This is a genomic window from Mycolicibacterium moriokaense, assembly GCF_010726085.1.
GTDB classification, from domain to species: Bacteria; Actinomycetota; Actinomycetes; order Mycobacteriales; family Mycobacteriaceae; genus Mycobacterium; species Mycobacterium moriokaense.
Window position 1 is genome coordinate 791889 of record NZ_AP022560.1, and the last position, 25860, is coordinate 817748.

The window sequence follows — 25860 nt, forward strand, 5'->3', positions numbered from 1 at the left end:
AGCTTGTTGTGGTTGACTGGCCGAGCAACGCGGCTGGGTCGGTCGGACATGTTCCGCGTGCGGCATACGACAGATGGGATAGATGAAGCATGAAGTTCGTTCGCAAAATCCGTGGCGCGTGGGTGCGCCGGCTCACGGTTGCGGCAATGGCCGCGGCTGTGCTGCCCGCCCTCGTCAGCGCCGTCGGAGGCACGGCGACTGCGGGGGCTTTCTCTCGTCCGGGTCTGCCGGTCGAGTACCTCATGGTTCCGTCCGCAGGGATGGGACGTGACATCAAGGTTCAGTTTCAAAACGGTGGGCCGAACGCGCCCGGCGTCTACTTGCTAGACGGCCTGCGTGCCCGCGACGACTTCAACGGGTGGGACATCGAGACCCAGGCATTCGAGTGGTACCTCGATTCCGGTCTCGCCACGATCATGCCCGTCGGTGGCCAGTCCAGCTTCTACAGCGACTGGTACAGCCCGGCATGCGGTAAGGCAGGCTGCACCACTTATAAGTGGGAGACCTTCCTGACCCAGGAGCTGCCGGCATACCTGGCGGCGAACAAGGGCGTCAACCCGAACCGCAACGCGGCGGTGGGTCTGTCCATGGCCGGCTCGGCCGCGCTGACGCTGGCGATCTACCACCCGCAGCAGTTCCAGTACGCCGGGTCCCTTTCGGGCTTCCTGAACCTGTCCGAGGGCTGGTGGCCGATGCTGGTCAACATGTCGATGGGCGACGCCGGCGGCTACGACGCCGACGACATGTGGGGCAAGACCGAGGATCCGAACAACGCGTGGAAGCGCAACGACCCGATGGTGAACATCGACAGGCTGGTCGCCAACGGCACCCGCATCTGGGTGTTCTGCGGTAACGGCAAGCCCGCCGACATCAACGGCTCCGGCGTCGCGGCAGGCGACAACTTCAATGCGAAGTTCCTGGAGAGCTTCACGCTGCGGACGAACAAGACGTTCCAGGAGGAGTACATCGCCGCGGGCGGTAAGAACGGCGTGTTCAACTTCCCGCAGGCCGGCACTCACAGCTGGGAGTACTGGGGTCAGCAGCTGCAGCAGATGAAGCCGGACATCCAGCGCGTGCTGGGTGCCACCCCGCAGCCGAGCACTCCCGTCGGGGAGCCTGCCCCGGCCGAGGGTGCGACTGAGGCTCAGCCGGCGTCGGCGACGACTCAGTCGGAAGGCTGATCGACCCGCGCGTCAATAGTATTAAGCCGGCGGCGGCGATCCTTCGGGGTCGTCGCCGTCGGCCATTTTCGGCGCGCCTGCTTGTGCCGATGTGGTTGACTGCTGGCGCGAGGGCCTGTGAGACGACCGTGAGGTGGGGCAGTTGATGCGTGGCGTGATCCGGATTTTCTTGACCGTGGTGCTGGGGGCCGGTCTGTGGACCGCAGGCACGTCGATGGCGCCGACCGCCAAGGCCGACGTCGAAATGTTGATGGTTCCGTCGGCGGCGATGGGTCGCGACATCCCGGTCGCATTCTCCGGCGGTGGGCCGCACGCCGTCGTCCTGCTCGACGCCTTCAACGCTGCCCCCGATGTCAGCAACTGGGTGACCGCGGGCAACGCGATGTCCACGCTCGGCGGGCAGGGCATCTCTATTGCCGCCCCCGCGAGCGGCGCCTGGAGCATGTACACGAACTGGGAGCAGGACGGCAGCAAGCAATGGGAAACCTTCCTGGCGACGGAGCTGCCCAACTGGCTGGCGGCCAACAAGGGGCTCGCTCCCGGCGGCCACGGCATCGTCGGCGCGGCCCAGGGTGGCTACGGCGCGATGGCCATGGCCACCTTCCACCCCGACCGGTATCGCTTCGCCGGTTCGCTTTCGGGATATCTGGCACCTGAGCGCACCGGTGTGGACGGCGCCATCACTGCCGGCCTGCAGCAGTACGGCGGCGTCGACACCCGCAACATGTGGGGATTGCCACAGTTGGGCCGCTGGAAATGGCATTCGCCGAACGTGCACGTGCAGCTGCTCGCGGACAACAACACCCGGCTGTGGGTGTTCAGCCCGACGACGGGTGGCTGCGACGCCCCGGCGATGATCGGTTACTGCGACATCGCCGCAGGTACGAACAAGGAGTTCTACCAGCACTACCGTTCCGTCGGCGGGCACAACGGCCACTTCGACTTCCCGGCCACCGGCAACAACGACTGGGGTGCGTGGAGTGCCCAGCTCGCCGCGATGTCGGGTGACCTGGTCGCCACGATCAAGTAACGGCAAACCGGCAAACCGCGCGCGCTCTCTCAGGTTCTCCTGGGTATCAGCCGGTACCTTGGACGTCGTGCAACGCTCGGTACGGCAATGGGTCGCCTCGGCGCCGCTTTCGGGATGGTTGGCAACCTCGGCGTCGACGCTGGTGGTCGCCTCGGTCCCGGCGTTGCTGACCGGGTGTTCCGGTGCCGACATGATGGCCACCATGGGCATGCCCACCTCCGAGACGGCGATCGCGCACGGCGAGGCCAGTGCGTCGCCCGGGCCGGCCCAGCTGCACGGGCAGTCGAACGCTCTGCAGGTGACACCCCAACAACGTGGCTACCTCGACGCGCTGCGCGCCTCGGGTGTGAAACCGTCCAGCGACCTGGCCGCCCTGTCGATCGGGTCCTACGTGTGTCAGGCCAGGGCCGCCAAACAGACCGATCAGGCGGTGTGGGATTTCGTGCTGCCGTTGGTGCGAAGCGACGTGCGTGACGGTCGCCTGTCCTCGATCGCACCATCGACCGCCGACGTCGACTCCGCCACCGCCGACTACATTCGCATCGCGACCGAGCGACTCTGCTAGCCGTCGCGGGGAGTACACCGACCACCACACGCAAGGAGCACGAGAAACCCCATGCCCAAGAGCAGCCGGCGCAAACGGCACCGCATCCTGGGGCTCATCGCAGCGGTGGCGGTGTCGCTCGTCGTGGTACTGGTCGTCGTGTTGGTGTGGGTCTGGCAGCGGCAGCCGGAGACCCCGCCGGGTGCGGTCCCGCCCACGGCGGCCCCGCCGGGAGGCATACCTCCGACGACCAAGAAACCGCGGCCGGAATTCCAGGACGCGAGTTGTCCGGACGTGCAGCTGATTTCGATTCCCGGCACCTGGGAGTCCTCACCTCAGCTCGATCCGTACAACCCGACGCAGTTCCCGATCGCGCTGCTGCTCAACGTCACCAACCCGCTGCGCCAGCAGTTCGACTCGAGTCGGCTGGAGATCTACACGGTGCCCTACACCGCGCAGTTCCATAACCCGTTCGCCGCCGACAAGCAGATGTCCTACAACCAGAGCCGTGCCGAAGGGTTCGACGCGACGGTGCGGGCCATGACCGACATGAACAACCGGTGCCCGCTGACCAGCTATGTGCTGATCGGTTTCTCGCAGGGCGCGGTGATCGCCGGCGACGTCGCCAGCGACATCGGCAACGGCCGCGGTCCCGTCGACGAGGACCTGGTGCTCGGGGTCGCGTTGATAGCCGACGGCCGCCGCCAGCCCGGCGTCGGCCAGGAGGTCGGGCCCAATGCGCCCGGGCACGGGGCGGAGATCACCTTGGACGAGGTGCCCATGCTGGGCGAGCTCGGCCTCGACATGACCGGACCGCGGCCGGGCGGCTTCGGGATGCTCAACAACCGCACATATGAAATATGTGCATCCGGAGACCTGATCTGCTCGGCGCCCGAGTCCGCCTTCAGCATCGTGCAGCTGCCGAAGACGCTCGAAGTGCTCAGCGGTGGCGCGGGCCAGCCGATCCACGCGATGTACAACACGCCGCAATTCTGGAATCTTGATGGTGCCTCGGCACCGCAGTGGACACTGGGTTGGGCGCAGAGTGTGATCAATAACGCTCCGCACCCAAAACATGGCTGACCTGTAACCGCTGAGATTTGGACAGCGTCCGCAGGTCGCCTAACATTAAGAGAAAACTAAGAGCGGTGAGCGACGCGAAGCCGAAACGCGCAGGGTATTGGCCTGGCGCCGGCGCGCGCCTGCGCAGTTGTGACTAACGGCCTCGTACGACGATGCCTTCGACAGGAGAGTGAGAATGGGGTTTCACAACCCGTTCCTGAAAGACGGACTGATCCAGTTTCCCGATAACGGCAGCCTGGTCAAGCACGTCGAGAAATGGGCCAAGGTACGCGGCGACAAGCTTGCCTACCGGTTCCTCGACTTCTCCGTCGAGCGTGACGGGGTGGCCCGCGATCTCCACTGGGCGGATTTCGGCGCCCGCAACCGCGCGGTCGGGGCCCGTCTGCAGCAGGTGACCGAACCCGGTGACCGGGTCGCGATCCTCTGCCCGCAGAACCTCGATTACATCGTGGCGTTCTTCGGCACGCTCTACTCGGGCCGCATCGCGGTGCCGTTGTTCGATCCGTCGGAACCGGGCCACGTCGGCCGGTTGCACGCGGTGCTCGACGACTGCCAGCCCTCTGCGATCCTCACGACCACCGAGGCCGCCGAGGGGGTGCGCAAGTTCTTCCGTACCCGGCCCGCCAAGGAGCGTCCCCGTGTCATCGCGGTCGACGCGGTGCCCGTCGAGGTCGGCGCCACTTGGGAACAGGTCGATGTCGATCGTGACACCATCGCCTACCTGCAGTACACGTCCGGATCGACCCGCATCCCGACCGGCGTGCAGATCACCCACCTGAACCTGGCCACCAACGTCGTCCAGGTCATCGAGGCGCTCGACGGTGAGGAGGGCGACCGCGGTCTGTCGTGGCTGCCGTTCTTCCACGACATGGGCTTGATCACCGCCGTGCTGGCGCCCATGGTCGGCTACTACTTCACGTTCATGACGCCTGCGGCGTTCGTCCGTCGGCCCGGCCGGTGGATCCGTGAGATGTCGCGCAAGCCCGACGACACCGGCGGCGTGATCTCGGTGGCGCCCAACTTCGCCTTCGATCACGCGGCGGCGCGCGCGGTGCCCAAGGAGGGTGAGCCGCCGCTGGACCTGTCGGTCGTGAAGTGCATCCTCAACGGCAGCGAGCCGATCTCGGCGGCCACCGTGCGTAGGTTCAACGAGGCGTTCGGACCGTACGGCTTCAAGCCGCAGGCCATCAAGCCGTCCTACGGTCTGGCCGAGGCGACGCTGTTCGTGTCGACCACCCCGATGGGTGACCATCCGCGGATCGTGTCCGTCGACCGCGAGGCGCTGAACAGCGGCAGGTTCATCGAGGTTCCCGACGACGCGCCCAGTGCCGTCGCACAGGCGGGCGCAGGCAAGGTCGGCGTCGCCGAGTGGGCCGTGATCGTCGATCCTGAAACGGCCTCCGAGCTGCCCGACGGCCAGATCGGCGAGGTCTGGATCAGCGGCCAGAACATGGGCACCGGCTACTGGAACAAGCCGCAGGAGACGGTCGAGACGTTCCAGAACATCCTCAAGTCGCGGACCAACCCCTCGCACGCCGAGGGCGCCACCGACGACGCCACCTGGGTGCGCACCGGCGACCTTGGCGCCTACCACGACGGCGAGCTGTTCATCACCGGCCGGACCAAGGACCTGGTGATCATCGACGGCCGCAACCACTACCCGCAGGATCTCGAATACTCCGCGCAGGAGGCGACGAAGGCGCTGCGGACCGGATTCGTCGCGGCGTTCTCGGTGCCCGCCAATCAGCTGCCCGATGAGGTCTTCGAGAACGCCCACTCCGGGCTCAAGCGCGATCCGGACGACACCTCGGAGCAGTTGGTGATCGTCGGTGAGCGCGCGCCGGGTGCGCACAAGCTCGAGATCGGTCCGATCGTGGACGACATCCGCGCCGCCATCGCAGTGCGCCACGGCGTCACCGTGCGCGACGTGCTGCTCACCGCGGCCGGTGCGATTCCGCGGACATCCAGCGGCAAGATCGGCCGCCGCGCCTGCCGTGCCGCCTACTTGGACGGCAGCCTGCGCAGCGGCAAGATCGCCAACGATTTCCCCGACGAAAAAGACTGACGACTGTTACCCCTGAATATGGCTGACATACAAGATGATTCGCAGCAACCGGAGATCCAGATCGCGCCGGAGCCGCCACTGAATCCGTCGCGCACCGACATCACGGTCCCCGAACTCCGCGAGTGGATGCGCAACTGGGTGGCCAACGCCACCGGTCAGTCACCCGACGCGATCAACGAGAACGCGCCGCTCATCGAGTTGGGCATGGCCTCCCGCGACGCGGTCGCGATGGCCAGCGACATCGAGGACTACACCGGCGTCACCGTCACGGCCACCATGGCGTTCCGGCACCCGACGATCGAGGCGCTCGCCACGGTCATCGTCGAGGGCGAGCCGGAAGTCGACGACGGCTCAGCGGACGAGGACTGGTCGCGCGATGTCGACGAGGACGTCTTCAACATCGCCATCGTCGGCATCGCCACGCGCTTGCCGGGCGATATGAACACCCCCGACGAGACGTGGCAGGCGCTGCTCGAGGGCCGCGACGCCATCACCGATCTGCCGGAGGGACGCTGGGAGGAATTCCTCGGCGAGCCGCGGATCGCCGAGCGCGTCGCGAAGGCCCGCACGCGCGGCGGCTACCTGTCCGACATCAAGGGCTTTGACGCCGAGTTCTTCGCGCTGTCGAAGATGGAAGCCGACAACATCGATCCGCAGCAGCGGATGGCGCTCGAATTGACTTGGGAGGCATTGGAAAACGCGCGCATCCCGGCGTCGAGCCTGCGCGGCGAGGCGGTCGGGGTCTTCATGGGCTCGTCGAACGCCGACTACCAGAACCTGGCGCTCTCGGATCCCAGCGTCACCCACCCGTACGCGATCACCGGCAACTCGAGTTCGATCATCGCCAACCGGGTGTCCTACTTCTTCGACTTCCGCGGCCCGTCGGTCACCGTCGACACGGCTTGCTCGAGCTCGCTGGTCGCCGCGCACCAGGGTGTGAAGGCGCTGCGGTCGGGCGAGGCCGACGTCGCGATCGTGGGCGGCGTCAACGCGCTGATCACCCCGTTGGTGACCGTCGGCTTCGACGAGGTCGGCGGCGTGCTCGCGCCGGACGGCCGCATCAAGTCGTTCTCGCAGGACGCCGACGGCTACTCCCGTGCCGAGGGCGGCGGTGCGCTGGTCCTCAAGCGGCTCGCCGACGCCCGGCGCGACGGCGACGAGATCTACGCGATCATCGCCGGCAGCGCGGTCAACCACGACGGCCGGTCCAACGGCATGCTCGCGCCCAACCCCGACGCTCAGGCCGAGGTGCTGCGCAAGGCCTACAAGGACGCCGGCATCAACCCCCGCGACGTCGACTACATCGAGGCGCACGGCACCGGCACCATCCTCGGTGACCCGATCGAGGCCGACGCGCTCGGCCGCGTCGTCGGCAAGGGACGTGCCGCCGACAAGCCTGCCCTGCTCGGTGCGGTGAAATCCAATGTGGGACACCTGGAGTCGGCAGCGGGCGCGGCCAGCCTCGCCAAGATGGCGCTGGCGCTGAAGAACGACAAGATCCCGCCGTCGATCAATTACACGGGGCCCAACCCGTACATCGACTTCGACGCGATCCATCTGAAGGTCGCCGACACCGTCACCGATTGGCCGCGCTACAGCGGGCATGCGATCACCGGTGTCTCCGGCTTCGGCTTCGGCGGCGCCAACGCACACCTCGTGCTGCGCGAGGTGCTGGCAACCGACCTCGTCGAGCCGGAGCCTGAACCGGAGAAAGAGCCGGAGACGGCAGCAGACTCCGAGGCGAACGCCGTGTACGTGGGCGGCGTGCGGATGGACGAGTACGGCGAGTTCATCGACGACGACGAGGACGAGTACAGCGCCGACACCGCCGCGCACGACGACGCGGGGCTTGACGCCGAACCCGAGCTGCCCGGCCTGACCGACGAGGCCAAGCGTCTACTGGAGATCGCGCGCGAGGAACTCGAGGCCACCGAACAGCCCATACCGCTTGTGCCGCTTGCGGTCTCGGGATTCCTGACATCGCGTAAGAAGGCCACTGCCGCCGAACTCGCCGACTGGATCGACAGTCCGGAAGGCCGCGCGTCGTCGCTGGAGTCGATCGGCCGCGCGCTCTCCCGTCGCAACCACGGCCGTTCCCGAGCCGTCGTCCTCGCCCGTGATCACGACGAGGCCATCAAGGGCATGCGTGCGGTGGCCGAAGGCAAGCAGCACCCGAGCGTCTTCAGCGCCGACGGGCCCGTCGCCAACGGACCCGTATGGGTGCTCGCCGGTTTCGGTGCGCAGCACCGCAAGATGGGCAAGAGCCTCTACCTGCGCAACGAGACGTTCGCCGAGTGGATCAACAAGGTCGACGCCCACGTGCAGGACGAGCTCGGGTACTCGATCGTCGAGCTGATCCTCGACGATTCGCAGGACTACGGCATCGAGACCACGCAGACCGTCATCTTCGCGATCCAGATCGCGCTTGGCGAGCTGCTCAAGGCGCACGGCGCGAAACCCGCTGCGGTGGTCGGACAGTCGCTCGGCGAGGCCGCCGCGGCGTACTTCTCCGGTGGCCTTTCTCTCGCCGACGCCACCCGCACCATCTGCTCGCGCGCCCACCTGATGGGTGAGGGCGAGGCCATGCTGTTCGGCGAGTACATCCGCCTGATGGCCCTCGTCGAGTACTCGATCGACGAGATCGAGACGGTGTTCGCCGACTTCAAGGATCTCGAGGTCTGCGTGTACGCCGCACCGACCCAGACCGTCATCGGCGGTCCGCCCGACCAGGTGGACGCGATCATCGCGCGCGCCGAGTCGGAAGGGAAGTTCGCGCGCAAGTTCCAGACCAAGGGCGCCAGCCACACGTCGCAGATGGACCCGCTGCTGGGTGAACTCGCCGCGGAGTTGCAGGGCATCGAGCCTCGCCCGCTCACCATCGGTTACTTCTCGACGGTGCACGAGGGCAAATACATCCGGCCCGGCGGCGAACCGATCCACGACGTGGACTACTGGAAGAAGGGGCTGCGCCACAGCGTCCACTTCACCCAGGGCATCCGCAATGCCGTGGACAACGGACATACGACTTTCCTTGAGCTGGCGCCGAATCCGGTGGCGCTGATGCAGGTGGGTCTGACCACCGCCGACGCCGGCCTGCACGACGCACAGCTGATCGCGACGCTGGCGCGCAAGCAGGACGAGGTCGAATCCATGACCACCGCGATGGCGCAGCTGTACGTGTACGGCCACGACCTCGACTTCCGCACCCTGTTCTCACCGGCCGTCGACCCGAAGACGGATTACGCGAACATCCCGCCCACCCGCTTCCGCCGTAAGCCGCACTGGCTCGAGGCACGGTTCACCGGTGACGGCTCGGTGATGATGCCGGGCAACCACGTCGCGATGCCCGACGGCAGGCACGTGTGGGAGTTCGTTCCGAAGGGACAGGCCGACCTCGCCGCGCTGGTGAAAGCCGCTGCCGCGCAGGTGCTTCCGGATGCGAAGCTGGTCGCCTCCGAGCAACGCGCGGTGCCCGGTGAGGGTGCCCGCCTGGTGACCACGCTGACCCGCCATCCCGGCGGTGCCAGCGTTCAGGTGCACGCGCGCATCGACGAGTCGTTCACGCTGGTCTACGACGCCGTCGTCAGCCGAGGTGGCGCCGTCGCCGGCCTGCCCACCGCGGTGGCAACCGGAGTGGCTGTCGCCGAACAGGTTTCGGCCGCACCGGCCGACGAGGAGCCGGCGGATGACGCGGAGATCCTGCAGGACAACCTGACCCAGGGCGCGAACCTCGGTGCCGGCTTCGCCAAGTGGTCGCCGGACACCGGCGAGACCATCGGTCAGCGCCTGGGCGCGATCGTCGGCGGTGCGATGGGCTACGAGCCCGAGGACCTGCCGTGGGAGGTGCCGCTCATCGAGCTGGGCCTCGATTCGCTGATGGCGGTGCGGATCAAGAACCGCGTCGAGTACGACTTCGACCTGCCGCCGATCCAGCTGACCGCGGTGCGTGACGCGAACCTGTACGCGGTGGAGAAGCTGATCCAGTACGCGATCGAGCATCGCGACGAGGTCGACCAGCTTGCCGAGCACCAGAAGACGATGACCGCCGAGGAGATCGCCGCCGAGCAGGCGGAGTTGATGGGCGGTGCGACGACGGTCGCCGAGTTGGAGGAGGCGCTGGCCGAGAAGGGCGTCGCCGTACCCGAGAAGGACGCCGAGCAGGACGCCGAGATCCCACCGCCGCCGACCAACCCGGCAGGCCCGGACATCCCGCCGCCGCCGACCGACCCCCGCGGGCCGTCGGCGACCGGACCGTCGGAGTCGACGGTGGCCGCGGCGTCCAAGGTGCTGACCCAGGAGGCCGTCGTGGAGGCCCTCGGTGCCGACGTGCCGCCGCGCGACGCCGCCGAGCGGGTGACGTTCGCGACGTGGGCGATCGTGACGGGCAAGTCGCCGGGCGGGATCTTCAACGATCTGCCCTCCATCGACGACGCCACCGCGACCAAGATCGCCGAACGCCTCACCGAACGCGTCGACGAGGGCACCATCACCGTCGACGACGTCCGTGGCGCGAAGACCATCGAGGAACTGGCCACCACGGTTCGCGACTACCTCGAGGGCGGCAAGGTCGACGGTTTCGTGCGGACTTTGCGTGCGCCGCAGGAGGGCTCCGACCAGGTTCCGGTTTTCGTGTTCCACGCAGCCGGTGGTTCGACGGTGGTGTACGAGCCGCTGCTCAAGCGCCTGCCCGCGAACACCCCGATGTACGGCTTCGAACGCGTCGAGGGGTCGATCGAGGAGCGGGCCCGCGAATACGTGCCCAAGCTGCTGGAGCTCAACCCCGACAAGCCGTTCGTGCTGGCCGGCTGGTCGCTCGGTGGCGTGCTCGCCTACGCCTGCGCGATCGGGCTCAAAGAGGCGGGCGCCGACGTCCGCTTCGTCGGCCTGATCGACGCCGTGCGGCCCGGGGAGCCGATCCTGCAGACCAAGGAGGAGACCCGCAAGCGCTGGGACCGCTACGCCCGGTTCGCCGAACGCACCTTCAACGTCGAGATCCCCGAGATCCCCTATGAGGAGCTCGAGGCGCTCGACGACGAGGGCCAGGTGAAGTTCGTGCTGGACGTCGTGAGCCAGAGCGGGGTGCAGATCCCCGGCGGAATCATCGAGCACCAGCGCACGTCGTACCTGGACCAGCGGGCCATCGACCTCGCCGAGATCAAGCCCTACGACGGCAAGGTCACGCTGTACATGGCCGACCGCTACCACGATGACGCGATCTACTTCGAGCCCGCGTATGCCACCCGTAAGCCCGACGGCGGGTGGGGAGAGTTCGTGTCCGAGCTGGAAGTGGTGCACATCGGGGGTGAGCACATCCAGGCGATCGACGAGCCGTACATTGCGAAGGTCGGCGCACACATGAGTGAGGCGCTCAACCGGATCGAGGCCACCCAGGGCGAAGAGGAGAAGCAGGCGAAGTGACCAACAAGACCACTGCCGAACTGCTCTCCGAACTCCACGAGAAGCTGGAGCTTGCGAAGGAACCCGGTGGTGAGAAGGCGGTCGCCAAGCGCGAGCGCAAGGGCATCCCGAGTGCCCGCGCCCGCATCCACTCGCTGGTCGATCCGGGCAGCTTCCTCGAGATCGGTGCGCTGTGCAAGACCCCGGGCGATCCGGACGCCCTGTTCGGCGACGGCGTAGTCACCGGACACGCCCGGATCAACGGCAGGCCGGTCGGCGTTTTCAGCCACGACCAGACGGTGTTCCAGGGTTCGGTCGGCGAGATGTTCGGCCGCAAGGTCGCCCGGCTGATGGAGTGGGTGGCGATGGTCGGCTGCCCGATCATCGGCATCAACGACTCCGCGGGTGCCCGAATCCAGGACGCGGTCACCTCACTGGCGTGGTACGCCGAGCTGGGCCGTCGCCACGAGTTGCTGCGCGGGCTCGTTCCCGAGATCTCCATCATCCTGGGCAAATGCGCTGGCGGAGCGGTCTATTCGCCGATCCAGACCGACCTGGTGGTGGCCGTGCGCGACCAGGGGTACATGTTCGTCACCGGTCCCGACGTCATCAAGGACGTCACCGGTGAGGACGTCACCCTCGACGAACTCGGCGGCGCCGACGCGCAGGCCCGGTACGGCAACATCCATCAGGTCGTGGAGGACGAGGCGGCGGCGTTCCAGTACGTCCGCGATTACTTGAGCTTCCTGCCCGCCAACACTTTCGACGATCCGCCGATCGTCAACCCGGGCCTCGAACCGGAGCTGACGCCGCACGACTACGAGCTCGACTCGATCGTGCCGGACAGCGACAACATGGCCTACGACATGCACGAGATCCTGCTGCGCATCTTCGACGACGGCGACGTCTTCGATGTGGCGGAGCAGCAGGGTCAGGCGATCATCACCGCCTTCGCCCGCATCGACGGTCGGCCCGTCGGGGTCATCGCGAACCAGCCCATGTATCTGTCGGGCGCGATCGACAACGAGGCTTCCGACAAGGCTGCGCGATTCATCCGGTTCTGCGACTCCTACAACCTGCCTTTGGTTTTCGTCGTCGACACCCCTGGCTTCATGCCGGGCGTCCAGCAGGAGAAGGGCGGCATCATCAAGCGCGGCGGCCGCTTCCTCAACGCCGTCGTCGAGGCCGATGTGCCGAAGGTGACGATCACCATCCGCAAGTCCTACGGCGGTGCGTACGCCGTGATGGGTTCCAAGCAGCTGTCGGCCGATCTGAACTTCGCGTGGCCGACGGCGCGCATCGCGGTGATCGGCGCCGAGGGCGCGGCGCAGCTGCTCGTGAAACGTTTCCCGGATCCGACCGCGCCTGAGGTGCAGAAGATCCGGCAGGACTTCATCGAGGGTTACAACCTCAACATGGCGACCCCGTGGATCGCTGCGGAGCGCGGGTTCATCGACGCGGTGATCCAGCCGCACGAGACCCGGCTGTTGCTACGCAAGTCGATGCGGCTGCTGCGCGACAAGCAGATCAACCGGGTGCAGCGCAAGCACGGTCTGACGCCGATCTAGGGGTGCACCCATCGGACGATGACGGTCCCGTCGTCGCCGAGCAGTATCTCCTTGCGCTGCATACGAATCGCCACGTGCTCGACCGAGGAGGCGATGCGTCGAGCGGGTCCGGCGACCATCATCGGGCTGGTGGTGATGCACAGCTCGTCGATCGCATCGTCGGACATCAGGTGTGAGAACAGGGTGGGTCCGCCCTCGACGAGCACGCGGTGCAGGCCCAACTCGGCCAGCGCGTCTTTCAGTGCGGCAGCATGTATCTGGCCACCCGCGAGCTCCTTGATACGAGCGCCGGACTCGACGAGCGCTCGCCGGCTGGCGGCGTCCGCCGTCGCGGAGACGAACACGATGGGCGGTGCCACGGCATTGTGCAGCAGCTGCGGCGGGATCACCCCTCGGCTGGATACCACCGCGACAGGCAGGACAGACGACAGACCGTGCGCCAGTCGCCAGGCTTGTGCGTCCTGGTCGAGGTGAACGTCCTCGTAGGGCTTGGCCGTTGCCGTGACCGCTCCGACGAGGATCACGTCGGCGACCTCACGCAGGCGTTTGAAGACGCGTCGATCCGTCTGTGTCCCGAGCTTTCTACCCGACCCGTCGAGCGTCATCGCCCCGTCGATGCTCGCAATGAAGTTGGCGCGCAGTCGCGGCTGTCGCAGCCCCTCGGGATAGGCGAGGATCTCGCGTAAAGCGTCGTCGGTGAGCGTGTCTGTCTCGTGCAACCTCGAATGTGACGACCCCGCAACAACTGTCATGACGCAACCCCCACGTCCCTGCTCGATTGGACTGTCTCTGCGTGGACCGTAGAAGGACGACCTGTCAAGAAGAGCGTCGTGATCGCCCCGAGTGCTGCCGCAGCGGCCGGCAGGAGCATCGATTCGGACATCGCGACGGCGAACGGCGCCTTGAGCACATCCGGTAGTCGAGTCGCCGCGTGCTCGTGGGACGCATGGCCCATCAATGAAATCATCAGTGCGGCGATGCCTGCGCTACCGAGTACGGCACCGAGTTGGCGAAGGCTGTTGTAGACGGCTGAACCCGCACCGGCAAGGTCATCCGGCAGTGTCCGAGATGCGATGACCGCCAACGGTTCCCATGTGAACGCCCCCGCAGCGCCCATCAACGTCAACGGCAGCATCAACCGCCAGACCGGGGTTTCCGTCGTCATCTCGATGGAAAGCCAGACCAGGGCGATCGTCAGCATCGTGAAGCCCGGACCGACGACGGTTCGCGGATGGACGCGATCGACGAGCCTGCCGACGATCGGGGCCAGCACGCCGGTCGCGACTGCCATCGTCGTCGTCGTCAACGCCGCCTGGGTGGCCGACAGCCCACGAATCTCCTGTAGGTAGAACATCAATGGGACGACGGCGGCGATGACGGCGAAGCTGGTCAGTGCGATACCGGCATTGGCAAGGGCGAAGTCGCGGTGTCGGAACAACGTAAGCGGTATGAGCGGTTCGCCGCGTTGAATCGACTGCCAGACAACGAACCCGACGAGCAACCCGAGCCCGGCGGTGATCGTCGCCCACACCTGTAGCGCCCACTCGCGGTGCTCCCCCTCCTGCAGTCCGTACACGATCAGGAAGATCGCCGCGCCCGACAGCATCACGCCGACCATGTCGAGGCGATGCCGCTGCGTGGGCAGAGCGGGAATCAGCCTCCACGCCATGGCGAGTCCGACGGCACCGATCGGGACGTTGATCAGGAAGATCCACCGCCAGCCCAGCGCGTCGACGAGGAGGCCACCGGCCAACGGGCCGACGAACAGGCCGACTGCGGCGGTGGCGCCCCAGACACTCATCGCGACGCCCCGCCGCTCTGCCGGGAAGGTGCGGGTGACCAACGAGAACGTCTGCGGCGCGAGCAGGGCGGCGCCGATACCTTGGGCGACGCGTCCGCCGACCAGCAGATCGATGGAGTCGGCGAGTCCGCACCACAGCGATGACAGTGTGAAGAGCGCCAGCCCGGCCAGGTAGACATTCTTCGGCCCGACGCGATCGCCGAGGCGCCCGCCGACGAGCAGGAAGACGGCAAAGGAAAGCAGATAGGCGCTGGTCACCCAGATGACGGCGTGATAGTCGGCGCCGAACTGAGCTTTGATCTCCGGGTTGGCCACCGGGACGATCGTCGAGTCGACGACGATCAGGAAGAAGCCCAGCATCATCGCCCACAGCGCACGGAACGGACGTTGTCCCGTCAGCTCCGCCCGCGTGCGCATCGCATCACCCGCGCAGCAGCAGATGCAGTGCCTCGGCCCTGGCCGCCGCATCGTCTTTGAACTGGCCGCGCACGGCTGAGGTGGTGGTGACGGCGCCCGGTTTTCGCGCCCCCCGCATCGACATGCACAGGTGCTCGGCCTCGACGACGACGATCACGCCGCGGGGCTTCAGTTTCCGCATGAACGCGTCGGCGATCTGTGCGGTGAGTCGCTCCTGAACCTGGGGGCGTCTGGCGTACAGGTCGACCAACCGCGCGATCTTCGACAGGCCGGTGACGCGGCCGTCCGCACCGGGGAGATAGCCGACGTGAGCGACGCCGTGAAACGGAACCAGGTGATGCTCGCACGTGGAGTACATCGGTATCTGCCTGACCAACACCAATTCGTCGTGGTCTTCGTCGAATACCGTTGTCAGGACGTCATCGGGATCGGCGTACAGACCGGCGAACGTCTCACGGAACGCGCGCGCGACACGGGCGGGGGTGTCGCGCAGCCCTTCGCGGAGCGGGTCTTCACCGATCGCGACGAGCAGATCGAATATCGCCCCCTCCACAGCGGCTTGATTGAAAGCGCGCTGATCGAACCTGGGCCCAGCCTCGAGCCGCGATTCGTCTGTGTGCGGCTCTTCGCGCGCCTGCAGCATCGTCGCCCCCTTGCCGTCCGGCAGAAAGCAACCGCAAATCTCTTGCTGCCGCGCAATTCTGATAGCTGATATAACCAATAACAGAGTTTTGACGGCGCCGTGAACGAAATGAATCTAATTGCGCGCTCCACTGCGGCTCGGCGCCCGATTGACTTACATTGACGTCGTGTCGAACCACTTCACCGGCCTCAGCCTCGGTCCGCCGCTCGGCGACCAACGACTCGACCTATGCGACCTATATGCGTTCCAATCGCCTGCCGACTCGACGCGAACCGTCCTGATCCTCAACGCGAACCCGAATGCCGATGCGCTGCATCCGGATGCCATCTACCGGCTCGCCATCGACAACGACGGCGACCTGAAGAACGACATCGCGTTCAGCTACGTCTTCTCGACCCCGCAGGACGGGCGACAGACCGTCGACGTCTACCTAGCCCACGGCGACGAGGCGGAGGAGCCGGAAGCCGTCGGCGAGAAGATCTTCGATGCCGTCGAGGTCTCTTTCGGCAAGGCCCCGCACATTCACCGGTCGAACGAGTTCACGTTCTTCGCCGGGGCCCGCAGCGATGCCTTCTTCTTCGACTTCGACGGCATCAAGAACCTGTTCGACATCTCGGGTAAGCGCAACTTCACCTCACCGCACCTTGCCGAGCTCGGCGGGAAGACACCCTGGACCGGTCAGGACTCCAACACCACGGCCAACGTGTTCTCCACGGTGATCGAACTGCCGACCGCCTACCTGCGCCCCGATCCCGATATCCGCATCTGGGGCCGCTGCAGCCTGCGGCAGGACGGCAAGCTCAACCACGTCGACCGCGCCGGCCACCCGTCGGTGAGCAGCTTCTTCAACACCGACGACACCAAGCTGGAGTACAACGCCAGCGAACCCGTGCACGACCGGGAACGCTGGATCGAGCAGTTCATCCACCTGATGGGCCACACCGGCAACTACACGCGCGAGGAGGCCGTCGCCGCGATCGACCTGGAGGGCACCCTGCCCGACATGTTGACGTTCAACCCGTCCAAGCCAGCGAAGTACCCGAACGGCCGGACGTTCACCGACGACGTCATCGACTATCGGCTGGCCTTCCTGACCAAGGGCGAATGCCCGCCGAGCGGGTTGAGTCCCCACATCGACACCCTCAGCGAATTCCCCTACCTGGGCACTCCGCACTGAGGGTTGAGACAGAGACCACTACTATTCGCCCATGCCGCTCGCTGCCGGACAGGAGATCGCCGGGTACACAATCGTGCGCTCGCTCGGCTCCGGTGGCATGGGCGAGGTGTACCTGGCCCAGCATCCGCGGCTGCCGCGCTATGACGCCCTGAAGGTGCTCTCGGCCACCGTCTGCGCCGACAGCGAATACCGGGAGCGCTTCAACCGGGAAGCCGACATCGCCGCCACGCTGTGGCACCAGCACATCGTCGAGGTGCACGACCGCGGTGACGTCGACGGCCAGCTTTGGATCTCGATGGACTACGTCGAGGGCACCGACGCGCACCGCCTCCTCACCGAGAGCTACCCCGACGGCCTACCCCCGGACGACGTCGTGCGCATCGTCACCGCGGTCGCCGACGCGCTCGACTACGCCCACGAACGCGGGCTGCTCCACCGCGACGTCAAGCCCGCGAACATCCTGCTGGCCAACCCGGGCACCAACAACGAGCGCATCATGCTGGCGGACTTCGGGATCGCCAGGCGCATCGGCGACACGAACAGCCTGACCGGAACGAACATGACCGTCGGGACCGTCGCGTACGCCGCGCCGGAGCAGCTGATGGGCGAGGGTATCGACGGCCGGGCCGATCAGTATGCGTTGGCGGCGACGGCGTTTCAGCTGCTGACGGGAACTCCGCCGTTTCAGCATGAGAATCCCGCGGTCGTGATCAGCCAGCACCTGACCTCCGATCCGCCTGCGATCGGCGCCCGCCGTCCCGAATTGTCCAACCTCGGAACGGCATTCGAGAAAGCGTTGGCGAAGTCGCCGAATGACCGGTTCGACAAGTGCATCGACTTCGCCCGTGCGCTTGCCCATCGCACCGACGCGACGATCTCCGGCTCACGCCCGCTGTGGACGTCCAGCGGTTCCGCCCCCGGCGTCGCCCTATCCGAACCGACGATGCTCGCGCAGTCCTCGACCGGGGTTTCGGGGCCTCGACATGCCAAGCCGCAGAACGGCTCCCGGCCCCGCTTCGTCGTGCCCGCGGTCATCGCGTTGGCGCTCATCGCCCTCGCTGGCGTCGCCTTCGTGCTGTTCGACCGTTCCCGCGATCGGCCGGCAGAAACCAAGGCCGCGCCGACCACCACCACGGCTCCTGCCACGACTCAACCGGGCGGTGTCGCCCTGCCGGTGGTGGTTGTGGGGGCCGAGTGCGGAACGCTCGGCGAGGCCGGGCTCACCGAAACCGGCGCACCGGCCTACTGTGCCCATCTGCCGACGACGGGTGCGGCGATCTGGTCGATGTACCCGGGCGAGGTTTCCAGTCCCACGGTCACTCCCGGTCCCGACGCTGTGGCGTTGCCGTCGGAGAGCCAGCAGCCGGTGCTGGTCTGTATGGAACAGACCGGGCAGACCCACGCCGACTGCCGCAGCGACATCCTCGAGGCCAACACCCCCGACGAGTCCGAGACGCAGACGACCGAGACCACGACCACCGAGTCGTCGTAGCTCAGATGGGCGGCAGCTCCAGCCAGTCGTCGATCATGAAGGCATCCCCCCGCGCGACCACCGTCGCTCCGCCCTGCCCCGGATAGTGCGCGGGTATCACCGCGGCACGACGCCGGGACGCCTCGGTCAGCACACGTCGCCGGGTCACCGCGGCCGCGTCGAAGTCCTCGTCCCACGCGCACGGATCGTTCGGTCGACGAATCTGTATGGGGCAGTGGGTCAGGTCGCCGACGAAGACCGCGGGCTTACCCGCATCCAGCCACACCACCGACGCCCCCGGCGTATGACCCGGCGCGGGCCGCAGCCACAGCGACTCGCTGAGCTGGTGATCGCCCGACCACAGCTCGATCTGCCCTTCCACCGGAGAAACGCTGTCCGCGAACACCGTTCGGACATGCTGCTGTGCCGCTTGCTCTTCCTCGGACTGCGGCGTCGAGGTCTGCGCAGGGCCGTCGGGGCAGAAATGCCGGTAGTCGAGTTCCGGGACGAGGTAACGGGCTTCGGGGAACGTCGGCACCCACGTGTCGCCGTCCAGCACGGTGTTCCACCCGACGTGATCGAAGTGCAGGTGGGTGTTCACCACGACGTCGATATCGGTCGGCGCGAACCCGGCACGTCCCAGCACCGTCAGGAAGTCGGTCTGCAGATGATCGAGCACCGCCATCAGCGGCCGTGTCTTGTCGTTGCCCGCGCCGGTGTCGATGAGCACGGTCAGCCCGTCCACCTCGATGACCCAGATCTGCATGGCGATGCGCCAGCCGTCCTCGGTCCAGTAGGTGGGCGTGAACTCGCTCTCCTCATTCCAGACGTCGCGTGGCGTACGCGGGAGCATCTCGAACGGGATGTTGTCCACCTGCGTTTCGACGACGCGGGTGAGGGTCGCTTTGCCGAGCCGCAGGTGGTCCGAGGTCACGGCTTGATCCTGATGTGTCCCGGTGAGTACAGGCCGCTGTGGGTGGCCGTGCCGAAGTCCAGTGTCGCGGGTTGGGCTTCCACTATGGTGTCGAACTTGCGCAGCGAACCCCAGTCGCGACCCCAGTCGTTGGACAGGTACGTCGCCATCACGTGTGCGCGCAGCAGCAGGTCGGTGATGCCCAGCAGCCCGCCGTTGAGGCCGTCCTCCCAGGTGTCGGTGTCCTTGCGCTTGGCGTTGTAGTCGGGCGTGATCCGGAACTTGGGGATCTCGGTGACGCCGTTGGCGTGCAGCATCGGCTGCTGGCACGGGAACGCCAACCCGACGGCCCAGTCCATCAGGACCGGCTGCTCCGACCCGACGTACTCCTGCACCGACCGCAGCTCCGGAACCCGCGGCGGCGTGACCGCGATCCAGTCGCCCGGCGTCAGCGAAAGATCCTCGGCGACAACGCGAACCGCGACGGCATCGTCTGGAATCTGCGCGCGGGGGAACCGCAGGTTGCGCCACGACGGGACCGGACCCAGGTCGTACGGCACCAGCCGGCCCGCGGGGACGGGAGTGCCGTCCGGTCCGGGCCGCGCGTATTCCAGCTCGACGGTCTGTCCCTCGGTGCGCCCGTTGAACACGCTGTCGCCGGTGATGTTGCCCGCGGCGGTGATCACCACAAGGGGGTGTGCGTCTTGGCGGGGCGGCAACTGATACCACGCCGACGTCAACCGGCTCTGCTGCTGCGGTCCCTCGACGTAGCTGCCCGCCACCGGAACGCGCTTGGGGTCAAGGCCGTATGGCAACGGCACCGTCGACCCGTTGACACCCGGGGTCTTCAGTTTCGTCGGTTGATCCCAGTCGTAGTCGGTGCCGGGCATCGGCAGGTTCATCCGGATCGTCTCGGCGACGATCTTCTCCGGCACGCCGTTGGGACTGAATCCCGTCGCCCCGACGCCGCCCAGCGGGCCGAGCGGGCCGTAGTCTCCGGGCAGCGGCGTCAGGAACCCGTCGTTCGGATTCGGTTCCACCAGAACGTCGTCCGCCAGTCCGCAGCCGCCGGTGAAGGCGCGCAGGTTGGCCCACGCGTTGGAGTACGTCGGGTACTGACGCACGACGCCCGCGAGCATCGATCCCACGAACACCAGCACCATGAAGCCCGCCGCGACGGGGATCGGCGCGGCGGTGATGGCCCGGGTCACGCGGTCCTCGCCCCAGCTGCGATCTGCGAAGTGCAGCACGGCGGCCCAGATCACCGCGAGAGCGAACAGTGCGAAGAAGATGGTGCTGACGGTGACCGGGCCGATCTTCGGCATGGCGTTGTTGAACGGGACGCCGTAGCTCGACACGTACCACCACCCGTTGGTGGTCGCGAAACACAGTGCGAGCAGGAACAATACGGCCGCCACCACCGCCATCCGGTTGCGCGACCAGCGCAGCACCGTCCGCGAGACCAGGACGGTGGCCAGGGCCGCCATCGCGGCGCCGACGGCGGCGAACAGCCCGAAGTGATGTACCCACTTGGTCGGGGCGAACTGCAGGAAGAAGATCGTGCCGAAGATCGTGCCGATCAGCCGCCACGCCGGACCACGCGCGACACCCGGAATTCGCTTGCGCCGCAACAGGATGAACAGCGATACGAACAGCGCCAGCGCCGTCATCAGGAACCCGAAGCGCCGCGACAGCGAACCGTCGACTGTCGGCAGGATCAGGTAGTAGTAGCGCAGGTTCTCGGTCCACCACTCCTGCGCCGGACCGATGGAGGTGCGGATTCTGGTGGCCTCCAACACCGTTGCGATGGTCTGGTCGGCGAACACGACCGTCAGGATCACGGTGCCCGCCGCCAGCATCGGCGCGATCAGCGGCCAGGTGCCGACGAGGCGGTGTCTGCGAACGAGGATGCGCAGGATCGGCCTGCCGCCGGCCAGCAGCGCGGCGACGGCGATGAGCCCCGTCGGCTGAATGCCGAGGGTGAACGCCGCGACCAGCGTCGCCAGCGCCGCCGGCGTCATCCGTCCCGAGGCGATGGCCCGTTCGATCAGCACGTAGGTGATGAGCGCGCCGGTGGCGATCTGCCCCTCCGGTCGCAGGCCGTTGTTGAACGGCATCCACGCGGCCAGCAGCACGAGGCCCGCCGCCCACATCGCCGCCCGGCTGGACACCACCGCGGGGCCCAGTCGCGGTAACACCTCGCGGGACAGCAGGAGCCAGCACACGATTCCGCACACCAGGTCGGGCAGCCGGATCCAGATGCTCGAATCGCTGACGCTGGTCATCAGCGCGAGCAGGTTGTAGTACCAGCCGAACGGATCCTCGGGACTGCCGAACCACCGGAAGTAGTTCGACATGTAGCCGGCATGGCCCGCGACGCGCGCCATCTGCAGCTGGTAGCCGTCGTCGGACGAGTTCGCGCCGATGATGTGCCACACCAGGAAGCCGCCGACCACCACCACATCCGTGGCGCTGAACGTCCGCCAGCGCGAGGGGATGAGGCGCTGCATCCGGCGGCCGTCCACCTGGTCCAACCGCCACAGTGCGATCAGTGCGATGACGGTTGCGACCATCGCCAGCAGCATCGCCGAGAGCTTCAAAACCGTTGGATGCGTGGTGAACCGGGTGTCGATCACCGCCGACACCGAAAGTCCCGGCGGTGCCGGACCGGTCAGGTCGGTGAAGACGCCGACGATCTGCGGCCGCAGGTTGGGGTCCGGGAAGCCCGTGTACTGCTCCGTGCCGTCGGCCTTCCGCAGCCCGACGAAGTTCGCGAACGTGCCCTTCTCCGAGGAGGTGATCTCGATGCGCTGACAGTCGGGGGAGACCACCCGCGCACGCGGCACACTCGCCACGACGACGTTGCGGTCGGTGATGTCGACACGCTGCGGCGTGACGGTGACGAACAGCGACTGCAGCGCCGCCTGCTTACCGTTCTTCGGCGCGGTGCCCAACACCATCCCGCCCGACGGCGGCATCGACCGGATGACCTCGCACGGCACCGTCGCCGTCATCGACACCGGGGTCAGCGAGATCAGCGGCGCCGTCACGTTGTTCAGCTGGCTCTGACCATCCTGCCGCTGAGGCCATTCTAACGTCGCCGTCGTCTGCACCACCGGCAGCAGCGGCGTGGCGACCGACAGCACGAAGCCGATGAGTCCGGCGATCGTCGCCACCCACCGGGCGACCCGCGTCTCGCTGGTCATGGCCCCTCTCATGGCAGGGCCCTGATCGGGCCGTTGCGGCTCCAGCCGAAGACGCGGATCGTGCCCTGCTGGATCTTGGCGTCAGGCGCCTGCGACGCCGGCACCACCCGGTCGTAGCGTTCGATCGAACCCCAGTCGCGATACCAGTCGTCACGCAGGTAGCTCGGCACAGCCGTGGTGCGCAGCAGTGCCTGGATGAACAGGAACGGGCCGCCGTCCTGAGCGGACTGCCACATGTTCGACGACGAGACGATCTGCTTGAAGTTCGGCTGGATGCGGTACTCCGGCAACTCGGCGACGCCCAGGTGTTCCGAGAACGGGCGCTGGCATGGGAAATTCGCGGCCGTCGCAATGTCCAACATCACCGGCGTCTGCGACCCCAGCAGCTGTTGCGCGGTCTCCAGCACTGGCACACGCGGCGGGGTGAACGCGAACCACTGATCGGTGGACAGGTTCGGATCGTCGGCGACGATGCGCGCGACGTTGGCCTCCGGCGGCGCCCACGCCAGCGGGAAACGCAGGTTGCGCCAAGCCTTCTGCGGGAAGATGTCGATGGGCTGCACCTCGTTGAGCGCCTCGAAGCTCCCGTCGGGCCGGTGCACACCCCACTGCAGTTTCAGCGACTGCCCGTAGTTGAACGAGCCGTCCTCCTCGTAGTACCAGATGGCGCCCGCGGCGGCGACCGTCACCAACGGCCGGTCGGGTGTCCGGGGCGGCAGCTGGTACCACGCCGAAGTGACCTTGGCCGCAACGGTGTTCTCGTCGTAGCTGCCCATCACCGGAGTGCGGGCGGGGTCGAGACCGAACGGCAGGAAGACGTTGGAGCCGTTGACGCCGACGGGTCCGTAGCCGCCGCCGGTGCCGGCGGCGTAGCCGATGCCGACGTTGGGTTCGTTGGGGGAGCCGTCGGAGTTCACCAGGCCGGGGTTGGCGGTGACGGGCTCGGCGGGTTCCAGCGTGTCGCTGACGCCGTTGGGGGTGAACCCGATCGGGTCCTCCCCGCCGAGCGGACCGTACTCGCCGAAGCGCTGACCCGGAACCGGTTGCAACATACCGGCATTGGTGTCCGGTTCGACGAGGACATCGTCGGCCATCGCGCAACTGGTCGAGGACAGGCCCGACGTCAGTGCGGCGACGTTGGCCTTGGCGGTGGTGTACACGGGATAGCGCTGCACCGCGCCCTTGGCCATCGAGCCGACCTCGAGCACGACCATGATGACGGCGACCACCAGCAGCGGCGTCGACGCCAGCGCCCGGTTGCGGCGAGTGTCGGCGACCTCGGTGTGGCCGGCGTAGTCCATGCGGAAGTGGAGCCAGCCGGCGAGCAGACCCGTCAGGATCGCCAGCACCAGGAAGATGGTCAGCACCGGGAATCCGGCAATCACCGGCTGCTTGTCGAACCAAGGCACCCCGTAGTTGCCGACGTAGAACCAGCCGTTGATACCCGATGTCGCCCAGGCCAATACGAACAGCAGCGCCGTGACGTACAGCGCGAGATTGCGTCGGCTGTGCAGTCCGACCCGGGCGAACGCGAACGCGGTGACGGCGCCCAGGGCCCCGGCCAGCGCGGCGAAGGCGCCGAACTGCACGGCCCACTTCGTCGGCGTGAACGTCAGCAGCATCAAGCCGATCGCGGTGGTACCGATCAGCCGCCACACCGGGCCGCGTGCCATGCCGGGGACCACGCTGCGGCGCAGCAGGACGGTCAGCATGCCGAACAGGCACAGCAGCAGTACGAGCACCGCGAAGCGACGCGTCAGCGACGAGTCGACGCTGTCCTCGACGGTGAGGAAGTAGTAGCGCAGGAAGTCCTGGTACCACGCGATCGTCGGGCCGACGACGTACTTGATGCGGGCCGACTCGGCGACCGTGGCCAGGGTCTGGTCGCGGAACACCACCACGAAGATCAGTGCGCCCGCCGAGAGCAGGGTGGCCAGCGGGGCGATGACGCCGTCGCGACGGCTGCGGATGATCCGCGCCACCGCGCGCGCACCGACCACCAGCGGCGCGACGGCGATCAGGCCCTGTGGCGCCAGCGTCACCGAGAACACCGCCACCACGATGGCGAGCGCGTACGGCAGCAGGCGTCGGGTGCCGATCGCGTATTCGACGAGCGCCCACACAGCGATGACGCCGAACGCGATCAGCGGCTCGGGGCGTAGGCCGTTGTTGAACGGCAGCCAGGCCGCCAGGAACACCGCCCCCGCCGTCCAGACAGCCACCCGGTTCTGCGAAAGTCGCCGGCCCAGCCGGGGCAGCACAAGACGGCTGACGATCAGCCAGGCGCCGATTGCGGCCAGGGTCGCGGGTATGCGCATCCATACGCTGGCGGTGCTGACCGACGCAAGCTGCGCGAGCACCGACTGATACCAGTCGAACGGGGCCTCGCTGGCGCCGAAGTAGCGGTAGTAGTTCGCGGTGTAGCCGGCCTCGGAGGAGACCCTGGCGATGGTGAGGTTGTAGCCGTCGTCCGACGACAGGGCGCCGATCAGGTGCCATAGCAGCAGCGTCCCGACGACGCCGATATCGGCCAGCCACGTCGCGAAGCCGACCCGCCAGCATCGTCGCCAGGCATGGGCGACGCGGCGGGAGCCCGCGCGGTCCAGCACGGCCATGGCCACCATCGAGGCGATCACGGCGGCGACGCCGAGCACCATCACGGCGAGCTTGAGAGGTGTCGGTGAGGTGATGAACCGGGTGTCGATGTCGATGCGGCCCGACAGACCCTCCTGTGCCGCCACCTTGAGCTCGGTGAACACCCCGGCCACCTGGGGCTTTTTCTCAGCGGGCAGCGTGCCCGCGGCGCCGGGGATGCCGATGAAGTCGGCACCGACCTCGCCGGGATTGGCCCAGAGGTGCAGGGTGCTGCAGGCCCCGGACTCCACTGCCGGTCGAGGCGCGACGGCGGCGACGGTGTCGCGTACGGCCACCACCACGAGGTCCTCGGTGGCGCGGACGAACATGCCGTTGCGACTGGCGTCGATCCCGGCAGGCGGCACGGTCGACACGACCAGCCCACCGTCGTCGGGCAGGGTGGCGACGGCCTGGCAGGGGATCGAGAAGTCGAGGGCCAGCGGGGCTCCGGACACCAGCGGCGCCGTGATGTCGGTGATCAGACCGTCCGGGGAGGACGTCTGCGGCCACAGGATGGTGGCGGTGGTCTGGTTGACGGGCAGCAGCGGAACCAGGCCGCACAGCAGCAGCCCCGCGATTCCTGCGACGACGGCGATCAGCCGGGCGAACCGATGGGTCCGCTCATCCCGGCCGTCTTCAGGGTCGCGTGGCACGAGGCTCGATGGTATGCGACCCAAGTGCCCGCGCTGACGATGCGGGGCCGAGCAAAGCCGATGTGTGACCAGGGCCA

General features: G+C 67.2%; 15 protein-coding genes. 9 read left to right on the top strand and 6 right to left on the bottom strand.

Features of this window, described 5'->3' with window-relative positions:
* Positions 1-89 precede the first annotated feature (89 nt).
* The 7 genes from G6N43_RS03795 to G6N43_RS03825 all read left to right on the top strand — a co-directional run bounded on the left by G6N43_RS03795 (position 90) and on the right by G6N43_RS03825 (position 12868).
* On the top strand, positions 90-1181 hold the full coding sequence (locus G6N43_RS03795; RefSeq protein ID WP_083157516.1) for an esterase family protein: 1092 nt from the start codon (positions 90-92) through the stop codon (positions 1179-1181).
* 145 nt (positions 1182-1326) lie between these two features.
* On the top strand, positions 1327-2211 hold the full coding sequence (locus G6N43_RS03800; RefSeq protein WP_083157535.1) for an alpha/beta hydrolase-fold protein: 885 nt from the start codon (positions 1327-1329) through the stop codon (positions 2209-2211).
* Positions 2212-2278: 67 nt separating this feature from the next.
* Complete coding sequence (locus G6N43_RS03805) at positions 2279-2776, top strand: DUF732 domain-containing protein (RefSeq protein WP_110810566.1); 498 nt, start codon at positions 2279-2281, stop codon at positions 2774-2776.
* A gap of 51 nt (positions 2777-2827) precedes the next feature.
* Positions 2828-3838 (top strand): carboxylesterase Culp6, encoded by a 1011-nt coding sequence (gene culp6, locus G6N43_RS03810; protein WP_083157517.1) that lies wholly within the window; start codon positions 2828-2830, stop codon positions 3836-3838.
* Positions 3839-4013: 175 nt separating this feature from the next.
* Positions 4014-5903, top strand: coding sequence for a long-chain-fatty-acid--AMP ligase FadD32 (gene fadD32, locus G6N43_RS03815; RefSeq protein WP_083157518.1), 1890 nt, complete (start codon positions 4014-4016; stop codon positions 5901-5903).
* Positions 5904-5921: 18 nt separating this feature from the next.
* Positions 5922-11321 carry a polyketide synthase Pks13 gene (pks13, locus tag G6N43_RS03820; RefSeq protein ID WP_110810567.1) on the top strand — a complete coding sequence of 1800 codons (5400 nt, stop codon included), beginning with the start codon at positions 5922-5924 and terminating at the stop codon, positions 11319-11321.
* The gene (locus G6N43_RS03825; RefSeq protein WP_083157520.1) at positions 11318-12868 is read left to right on the top strand and encodes an acyl-CoA carboxylase subunit beta; all 1551 of its coding nucleotides are present in this window, start codon (positions 11318-11320) and stop codon (positions 12866-12868) included. Before pks13 ends, G6N43_RS03825 begins: the two co-directional genes overlap by 4 nt.
* Here G6N43_RS03825 and G6N43_RS03830 read toward each other — a convergent pair.
* The 3 genes from G6N43_RS03830 to folE are packed head-to-tail and all read right to left on the bottom strand — an operon-like array spanning position 12865 to position 15729.
* Positions 12865-13620, bottom strand: coding sequence for a dihydrofolate reductase family protein (locus G6N43_RS03830; RefSeq protein WP_083157521.1), 756 nt, complete (start codon positions 13618-13620; stop codon positions 12865-12867). The two genes, G6N43_RS03825 and G6N43_RS03830, sit on opposite strands and share 4 nt — an antisense overlap.
* Complete coding sequence (locus tag G6N43_RS03835; protein WP_083157522.1) at positions 13617-15086, bottom strand: MFS transporter; 1470 nt, start codon at positions 15084-15086, stop codon at positions 13617-13619. The genes G6N43_RS03830 and G6N43_RS03835 overlap by 4 nt, the downstream gene beginning before the upstream one ends.
* 4 nt (positions 15087-15090) lie before the next feature.
* Positions 15091-15729, bottom strand: a complete 639-nt coding sequence (gene folE, locus G6N43_RS03840; RefSeq protein ID WP_083157523.1) for a GTP cyclohydrolase I FolE — start codon at positions 15727-15729, stop codon at positions 15091-15093.
* Positions 15730-15895: 166 nt separating this feature from the next.
* Here folE and G6N43_RS03845 point away from each other — a divergent pair, with 166 nt between their 5' ends.
* Positions 15896-16906: a DUF4331 family protein gene (locus G6N43_RS03845; protein ID WP_083157524.1), complete on the top strand. Its 1011-nt coding sequence runs from the start codon at positions 15896-15898 to the stop codon at positions 16904-16906.
* Positions 16907-16937: 31 nt separating this feature from the next.
* Positions 16938-18398: a serine/threonine-protein kinase gene (locus tag G6N43_RS03850; RefSeq protein WP_083157525.1), complete on the top strand. Its 1461-nt coding sequence runs from the start codon at positions 16938-16940 to the stop codon at positions 18396-18398.
* A 1-nt stretch (position 18399) separates the two neighbouring features.
* Here G6N43_RS03850 and G6N43_RS03855 read toward each other — a convergent pair whose 3' ends face one another.
* The 3 genes from G6N43_RS03855 to G6N43_RS03865 are packed head-to-tail and all read right to left on the bottom strand — an operon-like array spanning position 18400 to position 25783.
* A complete protein-coding gene (locus G6N43_RS03855) occupies positions 18400-19311 on the bottom strand; it encodes an MBL fold metallo-hydrolase (RefSeq protein ID WP_083157526.1) in 912 nt (303 codons plus the stop codon).
* Positions 19308-22496 (bottom strand): arabinosyltransferase domain-containing protein, encoded by a 3189-nt coding sequence (locus G6N43_RS03860; RefSeq protein WP_234810317.1) that lies wholly within the window; start codon positions 22494-22496, stop codon positions 19308-19310. The genes G6N43_RS03855 and G6N43_RS03860 overlap by 4 nt, the downstream gene beginning before the upstream one ends.
* Positions 22497-22504: 8 nt before the next feature.
* Positions 22505-25783 carry an arabinosyltransferase domain-containing protein gene (locus tag G6N43_RS03865; protein ID WP_083157528.1) on the bottom strand — a complete coding sequence of 1093 codons (3279 nt, stop codon included), beginning with the start codon at positions 25781-25783 and terminating at the stop codon, positions 22505-22507.
* Positions 25784-25860 lie beyond the last annotated feature (77 nt).